General features: G+C 64.3%; 11 protein-coding genes. 7 read left to right on the forward strand and 4 right to left on the reverse strand.

From position 1 onward, the window contains the following. Positions 1–193 precede the first annotated feature (193 nt). Positions 194–1030 (forward strand): SGNH/GDSL hydrolase family protein, encoded by an 837-nt coding sequence (locus PV760_RS21095; protein WP_018779927.1) that lies wholly within the window; start codon positions 194–196, stop codon positions 1028–1030. Further along, positions 1027–1857 (forward strand): SGNH/GDSL hydrolase family protein, encoded by an 831-nt coding sequence (locus tag PV760_RS21100; protein WP_064723871.1) that lies wholly within the window; start codon positions 1027–1029, stop codon positions 1855–1857. The genes PV760_RS21095 and PV760_RS21100 overlap by 4 nt, the downstream gene beginning before the upstream one ends. Here the strand turns inward: PV760_RS21100 and PV760_RS21105 are convergent. Beyond that, complete coding sequence (locus tag PV760_RS21105) at positions 1833–2120, reverse strand: YciI family protein (RefSeq protein ID WP_018779925.1); 288 nt, start codon at positions 2118–2120, stop codon at positions 1833–1835. The two genes, PV760_RS21100 and PV760_RS21105, sit on opposite strands and share 25 nt — an antisense overlap. Positions 2121–2189: 69 nt before the next feature. Here PV760_RS21105 and PV760_RS21110 point away from each other — a divergent pair, with 69 nt between their 5' ends. Both PV760_RS21110 and PV760_RS21115 read left to right on the forward strand, forming a co-directional pair. Next, complete coding sequence (locus tag PV760_RS21110; RefSeq protein WP_018779924.1) at positions 2190–2669, forward strand: MarR family winged helix-turn-helix transcriptional regulator; 480 nt, start codon at positions 2190–2192, stop codon at positions 2667–2669. Between the two features lie 63 nt (positions 2670–2732). Beyond that, entirely contained in the window at positions 2733–3500 is a 768-nt protein-coding gene (locus PV760_RS21115) for an SGNH/GDSL hydrolase family protein (RefSeq protein ID WP_354628634.1), read from the forward strand. On the opposite strand, the gene PV760_RS21120 is transcribed toward PV760_RS21115, so the two are convergent. The 3 genes from PV760_RS21120 to PV760_RS21130 are packed head-to-tail and all read right to left on the reverse strand — an operon-like array spanning position 3501 to position 6206. Then, positions 3501–4292, reverse strand: a complete 792-nt coding sequence (locus PV760_RS21120) for an FAD:protein FMN transferase (RefSeq protein ID WP_354628635.1) — start codon at positions 4290–4292, stop codon at positions 3501–3503. Next, on the reverse strand, positions 4276–4749 hold the full coding sequence (locus PV760_RS21125) for an FMN-binding protein (RefSeq protein WP_354628636.1): 474 nt from the start codon (positions 4747–4749) through the stop codon (positions 4276–4278). Before PV760_RS21125 ends, PV760_RS21120 begins: the two co-directional genes overlap by 17 nt. Further along, entirely contained in the window at positions 4746–6206 is a 1461-nt protein-coding gene (locus PV760_RS21130; RefSeq protein ID WP_354628637.1) for a ferredoxin reductase family protein, read from the reverse strand. Before PV760_RS21130 ends, PV760_RS21125 begins: the two co-directional genes overlap by 4 nt. A gap of 383 nt (positions 6207–6589) precedes the next feature. Here PV760_RS21130 and rpmB point away from each other — a divergent pair, with 383 nt between their 5' ends. From rpmB to rpsN, 3 genes are read left to right on the forward strand one after another with little or no spacing between them, the layout of a single operon-like run. Next, complete coding sequence (rpmB, locus tag PV760_RS21135) at positions 6590–6826, forward strand: 50S ribosomal protein L28 (protein ID WP_011776361.1); 237 nt, start codon at positions 6590–6592, stop codon at positions 6824–6826. Further along, entirely contained in the window at positions 6826–6993 is a 168-nt protein-coding gene (rpmG, locus tag PV760_RS21140) for a 50S ribosomal protein L33 (protein WP_003798558.1), read from the forward strand. The genes rpmB and rpmG overlap by 1 nt, the downstream gene beginning before the upstream one ends. Before the next feature lie 4 nt (positions 6994–6997). Further along, positions 6998–7303 (forward strand): 30S ribosomal protein S14, encoded by a 306-nt coding sequence (gene rpsN / locus PV760_RS21145; RefSeq protein ID WP_011776360.1) that lies wholly within the window; start codon positions 6998–7000, stop codon positions 7301–7303. The last annotated feature ends 256 nt before the right edge of the window (positions 7304–7559 follow it).

The following is a 7559-nucleotide window of genomic DNA, read 5'->3' on the forward strand; positions in this document are numbered from 1 at the left end:
GCAAAACCGCCGCTGCGGCTCGTGCCCGCGTCACCTTCCGACGCTTGCTCACATCCCGCGTGCTTGGGCCGGACGCTTGTTCACTTCCCGCGTGCTTGGGCCGGACGCTTGCTCACTTCCCGCGTGCTTGGTCCGGACGCTTGTTCACTTGGGGTTGGCTCGGCCTTAACCGGGGGCGGGTAGCTTCGGTGGGGTGCGGGACGACTTCGGTGACGGGAACAGCGCTCGACGGCGGTATGTCGCCATCGGGGATTCCTTCACCGAGGGCGTGGGGGACCCGAGCAAGATCCTGCCGAACGGGGTGCGCGGCTGGGCCGACCGGGTGGCCGAAAGGCTGGCGAAGGCGCAACCGGGGTGGGAGTACGCCAATCTGGCAGTTCGCAGCAAGAGGCTCCGGCACATCATCGATGAACAGCTCGAACCCGCGCTCGCCATGGAGCCCACGCTCATCACGCTGTACGCCGGCGGCAATGACATCCTGGACTTCGGCACGGACATGGACGCCCTTCTTGCCGACTACGAACTCCTGGTTGCGCGGCTGAGTGGAACCGGGGCCACGGTGGTGCTCTTCACGGGGTTCGACGTCAAGGTTTCCGCGGTCCTGGAGCCGTTCAAGAAACGAAATACCCTGTACAACCACAGAGTCCGGGAGATAGCGGCCAAGTACGGCGCCGTTCTGGTGGATTATTGGTGCTTCGATGCTTACAAGGACCCGCGGATGTGGTCCCCGGACCGGCTTCACATGTCCAAGGCCGGCCACAAGTACTTGGCCGGACAGGTCCTGGACCATCTCAATGTCCCGCACAAGATCCCGGCCAAGGAATGGGAACCGCCTACCCGTTTGACCTTGCGTGAATGGGAGCGCCGCCAACGCCGCTGGGTCAACGACTGGGTGGTGCCGTTGTTCGGGCGCAAACTGCGCGGTGTCACCCTGGGCGATTCGCTGCAACCCCGCTGGCCGCATCCGGTCAAAGTCCCCCGCAAGGGTGGTTTGAAGAAACTCATGGAAAACCGGGAGGCAGCACAATGACCATGCCGCGGAGATTCGTCGCGTTGGGAGACTCCTTCACTGAGGGCGTGGGAGACGTTGACCGCAGGCTACCCAACAACTGCCGTGGCTGGGCTGACCGTGTGGCCGAGGAGTTCGCCCGGCACGATGACCGCACGCTCTACGCCAACCTGGCCGTTCGGGGCCGCCGCCTCCAAAGGATCGTCGACGAGCAGCTCGAACCCGCACTGGCCCTGAATCCCACACTCATCAGCTTCTACGCCGGCGGCAACGACCTCCTCATGGCCCGGCTCAACCTGGGCCGGCTCATGAGGGATTACGAAAACGCCGTGATGCGCCTCAAAGCCAGCGGTGCCACGATCGTTCTTTTCACGGGCTACAACGTCCCGTTGTCTCCCTTGCTGGAGCCCTTGAAGGTCCGTACTGCCATTTACAACCGCCACATCCGGCGGATTGCCGCGAAGTACCAGACGCTCCTGGTGGATTATTGGTGCTTTGAAAAGTTCCAGGACCCCCGCATGTGGGCTCCCGACCGGCTGCACATGTCCACGCCGGGCCACAGGTACATGGCCAGGAAAGTCCTGGAGGTCCTGGGAGCGCCGCATTCGCTCTCTGAGCCGGTCATGGCGCCGTGGCGTTCGAAGTCCCTCACCGAAAACATCGCCGACGACGTCGCCTGGCTGAGGCGCGACGTCGGGCCTTGGTTTTCACGCCGGGTCCGCGGCGTTTCGAGCGGTGACCACCTGGGTGCCCGCTGGCCGGAACTCATGCCGGTGGTGCTGCCCGAACGGCTCGGAACCAGCGCGGCGAAAACCGTGACAGCTCAGCTGTCCAGCAGGTTTTCGTAGCCTTCGGCCACGCTGGTGGCGGTGAATTCGATGATTTCGAAGTCGGCCACCCCGTTGCTGTAGAACGGATCCTCGGCCAGCGAGGCATCCAACGTTGCCCTGTCCACTTTGGACAGCAGCACGCCTCCCGTGGCCGGGACGCGACGTCCGGACGCAAGGAAGATCCCGCCGTCGAACGCGTCCTTGAGCCAGGCCATATGGCCCGGGCGGTGAAAGTCGACGATTTCGTCCGGAACTTTGTAGGTCAAAGAGACTACGAACATGCAGCCAGCCTATCGCCAGGGCAGCAGGCCTGGACCCGGGAAGCCGACGGATTCTCATAAGATGGACCCATGAATCAACCCCGGTGGCTGAACGCCGACGAACGCCGTGCCTGGCTTGCCCTGCTGAGCATCAATACTTTGCTCCCCTCGGCGTTGGACACCCAGCTTCAGGCGGCCGGGAAACTGTCCCTGTTCGACTACAACGTGCTCGCCATGCTCTCCGAAACGGAGGGCCGGTACCTGCCCATGAGCGAGCTCGCCGCCCGGACAAGCGCCTCCCTGTCACGGCTTTCGCACGTGGTCACCAAACTGCAGAAACGCGGCTGGGTGGAACGGCAGGCCCACCCCGGCGACGCCCGCGTCACGGTGGCGCACCTGACCGACGCCGGCATGTCCACCATTGTTTCTCTGGCGCCAGCCCATGTGGAGTCGGTGCGGACGCTGATGCTCGACTCGCTCAGCCCCGACGACGTCGCCGACCTCGCACGGATAGGCGAGAAAATCGTTGCCCGGTTGGACAACAACCACTGGATTCTCCGCGATTCCTAGTGCTTTCTCCGGCGCAGAACAGCGGCTTTGTGGCTGTGAGCGCTGAAGTGGCAGACTGGCGGCATGGATTTTTCTGCCCGATATGTTGCCCTGGGGGATTCGTTCACTGAGGGTGTCGGCGACGACGATCCCACCCGCCCCAACGGGGTGCGCGGCTGGGCTGACATCGTGGCAGGGCAATTGGCCCAAAGCAACCCCGGTTTCGGCTACGCCAACCTGGCCATCCGTGGCCGGAAACTCCGCCAGATCATGGCCGAGCAGGTGGATGCCGCCGTGGCCATGAACCCCACCTTGGTGACCCTTTACGCCGGGGCGAACGACATCCTGCGGCCCAAGATCGACATCGACTCGCTGTTGGAGGAGTACGACGCCGGCATCGCCAAGTTGAGTGCGACCGGTGCCACGGTCCTCCTCTTCACGGGCTTCGACGCGAAGGGCTCGAAAGTGTTCAGCGCGATGCGTGGCCGCACTGCGATCTACAACGAACTCGTGCGGGAGATCGCCGAGGACCATGGCGCCTTCCTGGTGGATTACTGGCGCTTCGACGAATACGACGACTGGCGGCTTTGGGGCGAGGACCGGATGCACATGTCCACAGCCGGCCACATCAACATGGCCAAGCGCGTCCTGGACGTCCTGGAACACGAGCATGTGATCGACGTTCCCGAGCTCGCGCCCGCGCGGCTTTTGGGGAGGGTGGAGGCCCTGAAGGCAAACGCGCGCTGGCTCCGGGAGTCGGCAGCGCCGTGGGTGTCCCGTCGTCTCCGGGGCGTGTCTTCCGGCGATGGCCTCAGTCCCAAGTACGCAGAACTGATCAGGCCGGTTTCTTGATCAGGCCGGTTTCCTGAACCCGGGGGTAGCCAGCAGCGTCCCGTCGCGACGTACCGCGAGGACTTCCACCTTCCATTTTTCAACAGCCTGATCGAGGGTCCTTGTCCCGCCGGCGACGATGGCGGTTGCAAGGACGTCGGCGGTAACGATGTCGGCGGCGGCCACGGAAACCTGGTCGAACTCCGTTGCCGCACCTCCAATGGCCCAAATGTGCTGGCCGCGTTCAGCCGTGCCCGACGTCGCGAGTGCCCGCAGGGCCGACATCGGATACGCGCCCAGCAAGGCTTGCCGATCCTGCGGGTCAACGATGCCGGCGAGCCACGGCTCCTCCGTCGCCGGTTCGGGGGACCCGCTCACCAGGACATCGCCGCCGGCGTTCAAGCACCAGTCCCGCAAACCCAGGGCTTCGAGGGACAACGCCGCCTCACGCACCGCGTGTGCTTTCACGATCCCGGAAAGATCCAACGTGCCATCCGGCCGCTCAGCCGTGAAAGCCCCGCCGGTTGCCAACCGCCATTCGGACGCTTCTGCGTACAGGGCCTGCATGGACTCGGAGGCGTAGGCCAGGGTCAGCTCACCGCGGGCCAGCCTGCTCGCTTCGGAGCCGTTCCGGTACAGGCTGAAGCTCAGGTCCAGTTCAGAGAACTTATCCTCGACGACGGCGGCTGCTGACTCGAGCTCGTCAACGGCTGTTTGGGCGTAGTGGCCGCTCGCCACCGTCAGGCTCACTACGGTGCCCATGGTGCGGAATGTCCGGGCCCGCAGCTGCGTGGTGCTAGAAGTGTGCGGCATCGAGGGCTGCCTGGAGTGAGGTGAGGTAGGCGTCGCTGGTGACCGTTGCGCCGCCGACGGTTTGCACGTCCGCGGATTGCGCCTGGAGGACTTCTGACCGCAACACGGGTGCTGCTCGGCTGCTTATCTGGGCCGACTTGCGTTCGGCGTCAGTGAGCTGGAGGGCCGTGACTTCGGTGATCTTGCCGCCCTGGATGGTTACCCGGACCTGGACTGTACCGAAGCGGGTCTGGACGGCCGTGCCGTCGTACGTTGCCGCCGTCGTGGTTGTCTTGGTTCCGCTGCTGGTGGCGCTGCTGCTTCCGCTGGTGCCCGTGGTGGTGCCGCCGGCGGCACTGGCGCTGCTGCCCAGGCTTGTCGTGGTTGCGGTGTCGGCGATGTGCGCGCCCGACTGCCAGCCCGCTAGCAGGATGCCCGCCGACGCCAGCGCGGTTGCCATGGCTGCTCGAATTCTCACCAGTCAAACCTTTCGTAGTGGACTTGTTCCGAGGGGACACCCGCTGCACGGACTTCCCTGATCACGGAGGCGGCCCAGGGGGTGGGGCCGCAAACGTAAACGTCGGCGTCTGCGATGCCGGGTGCGTAGGAGGCGATGGTGAACCCGGCCGTCGTCGCGGATTGGGGGAGCCAGGAGCGGACGCCGGCTGAGCGGGGCCCCGTGAGGTGGAAGAGGGTGGCGCCCCGTGCCTGGCACAACGCCATGATTTCCTTGCCGAGGAAAAGCTCCGACTCATCGTGTCCCCGCAGCAGGACCGTGGCCTGGCCGGGTTCGAAAGGGGTGGATTCCAGGAGCGACCGCAACGGCGTGATGCCGATCCCCGCGCCGATCATCACCACGTTGTTCCGGGTGCGTGCCGCCGTGCTGAACATGCCGTAGGGGCCCTCAAGGGCGACCTTGGTGCCGGGCTTGATCCGGGCAAGCCGGGCAGAGCCTTCACCCAGGTTTCGCACTGTGATGCGCAAGCTCCCTGGTTTGCTTCCGACGCCGGACACGGGTTCCGCCGACAAGCTGAACGGGTGCGGCTGCCACCAGTGTCCCGGAGCGAGGAACCGCCAGAAGAAGAAACGGCCCCCGGCACCGGCCAGGCGTTCCAGCTGAAGGCCCGTCATTTCGATGCTGAAAACGTCCGGCGCAACCCGGACCACGCGGCTGACGGTGAGCTGGTGCCGGAATGTCGCTGCCAACGGCAGGTACACCCTGTAGAGGAGAAGTGCGGCGCCGGTCGCGATGCAAATAGCCAGCCAGTACCAGCGTTGCCACGTCCCTTCGGCGAACAACCCGCCCACACTGAACTGGTGCGGGATGGCGGTGCCAACGGCCACATAGGTCAGCAGGTGGATCGCGTACCAGAATTCGTACGGGAACTTCCGGCGGACGGCCACCAGCGACGTCACCACCACGGCAACGAACAGTGCCATGGAGACGAACGCGAGCCACATGTCCGGGACGTTGACCCAGAGCGAGACCGACTCACTGACCGGATCCAGGCCCTCCGCCGCTCCGTAGCCGATCGCGAGCAGGAGACCATGCGCCAGCAGCAGGTAAAGAGCCGGTTTGCCCAGCTTCTTGTGCACCTCCAAGGCGCGGTCATGGCCGATTGTGTTGTCCACGAACGGGATCCTGGCCGCGAGCAACAGCATCAACAACACCAGGTCCATGCCGATCAAGCCGGCAACGATCCCCAGCGATGTCATGGTGGCCGCGAACGACGAGAACCCGCTGGCACCGCCGTCAGCAAGCCACAGCGTCACCGCCGCAACCGGCGACAACCACCCGACGAAAGCCAGGACATCGGCCCGGGCCAGCCGCCGTCGTGCTTGCGGACGGAAGCGCTCGACGGCGGCAGGTGCTGTCCGCGGGCCGGGCGACGACGGGTTGTCCACCGGAGAATCAGGGGCCAGTAACGAGGTCATATCCCAAGACTCGCCCGGCTTCCTTTCATTCTGCTGTGAAAGAGCTTTTGAGGGCGTATGATGCCGGATTGGTCTTAATTTGGCCTGGCCCGTAGAATAGTTAGGCGCTAGGTAGTGCGGATCGTGTGCAATTGCTCCGGTTGGTGGTGAAGTCAGTCTGACTGACATCCCGTTGGCCGGTAGTTAGGGGCTCAAGTTGCGTGCATTCCTGTATTCGCCCGGTATCCCAGGACCTGAATCATTGCGGTCCTGAGGCCAGCCTTCTTCGCCGCACTTGCTGCGGAAACTACCGAAATGGTGTGGACCCGGATGCGAACACTGCCTGTCGCACGGCAACGCAGGAACATCTGCACGCCGTTACATTCAATCTTTGGAGGAGAGTCATGGCAGCACACTGCCAAGTGACCGGAGCCGAGCCGGGCTTTGGACACAGCATTTCGCACTCGCACCGTCGCAACAAGCGCCGGTTCGACCCGAACATTCAGAAGAAGCGCTACTGGGTTCCGTCCCTGCGCCGTAATGTCACGCTGACCCTGTCAGCCCGTGGCATCAAGACCATCGACGTACGCGGCATCGACTCAGTCGTCGCCGACATCCTGGCACGAGGAGTAAAGCTCTAATGGCAAAGGACAAGGACGTACGTCCGATCATCAAGCTGAAGTCCACTGCGGGCACCGGTTACACCTACGTAACCCGCAAGAACCGTCGTAACGACCCGGACCGCCTGGTCCTGAAGAAGTACGACCCCAAGATCCGCCAGCACGTCGAATTCCGAGAGGAGCGCTAAACACATGGCAAAGAAGTCCAAGATTGCTCGCAACGAGCAGCGCAAGGTCATTGTTGAGCGTTACGCTGCCAAGCGTCTCGAACTGAAGAAGACCCTGGTTGACCCCAACGCGACTGACGAAGCACGCGAAGCTGCACGCCTCGGCCTGCAGAAGCTGCCCCGCAACGCCTCCCCGATCCGTCTGCGTAACCGCGACCAGATCGACGGCCGTCCCCGCGGCACGCTCCAGAAGTTCGGTATCTCCCGTGTTCGCTTCCGCGACATGGCTCACCGCGGTGAGCTCCCGGGCATCACCAAGTCTTCCTGGTAATCACGAAGCTCTGAAAGGGCCGGCGACCGTTATGGTTGCCGGCCCTTTTTTGTGTTTAAGCGCGGGTTGTTCAGTTCCTCAGGCCGGTGGGCTTGTCGCGGAGAGGTGGCCGGCGGGGAGGCGGCGGTCCCGGAGGGGTGGCTGTCGGAGAGGGGTGGCCGGCGCGGAGGGGTGGCCGGCGCGGAGGGGGCGGTCATCCTCTGCGCGCTCGGTCGTTCCTCCCTTGGACGCGCGCTGCCGGATAACCGCCCCCTCT

This window comes from Paenarthrobacter sp. CC6 (assembly GCF_040560085.1).
Classification (GTDB): Bacteria; Actinomycetota; Actinomycetes; order Actinomycetales; family Micrococcaceae; genus Arthrobacter; species Arthrobacter nicotinovorans.

What these genes read in the sequence shown, in the direction of transcription:
- PV760_RS21100 (WP_064723871.1), top strand. Translation starts at nt 1,027, where the DNA reads ATGACCATGCCGCGGAGATTCGTCGCGTTGGGAGACTCCTTCACTGAG.
- PV760_RS21105 (WP_018779925.1), bottom strand. Translation starts at nt 2,120, where the DNA reads ATGTTCGTAGTCTCTTTGACCTACAAAGTTCCGGACGAAATCGTCGAC.
- PV760_RS21110 (WP_018779924.1), top strand. Translation starts at nt 2,190, where the DNA reads ATGAATCAACCCCGGTGGCTGAACGCCGACGAACGCCGTGCCTGGCTT.
- PV760_RS21115 (WP_354628634.1), top strand. Translation starts at nt 2,733, where the DNA reads ATGGATTTTTCTGCCCGATATGTTGCCCTGGGGGATTCGTTCACTGAG.
- PV760_RS21120 (WP_354628635.1), bottom strand. Translation starts at nt 4,292, where the DNA reads ATGCCGCACACTTCTAGCACCACGCAGCTGCGGGCCCGGACATTCCGC.
- PV760_RS21130 (WP_354628637.1), bottom strand. Translation starts at nt 6,206, where the DNA reads ATGACCTCGTTACTGGCCCCTGATTCTCCGGTGGACAACCCGTCGTCG.
- rpmB (WP_011776361.1), top strand. Translation starts at nt 6,590, where the DNA reads ATGGCAGCACACTGCCAAGTGACCGGAGCCGAGCCGGGCTTTGGACAC.
- rpmG (WP_003798558.1), top strand. Translation starts at nt 6,826, where the DNA reads ATGGCAAAGGACAAGGACGTACGTCCGATCATCAAGCTGAAGTCCACT.
- rpsN (WP_011776360.1), top strand. Translation starts at nt 6,998, where the DNA reads ATGGCAAAGAAGTCCAAGATTGCTCGCAACGAGCAGCGCAAGGTCATT.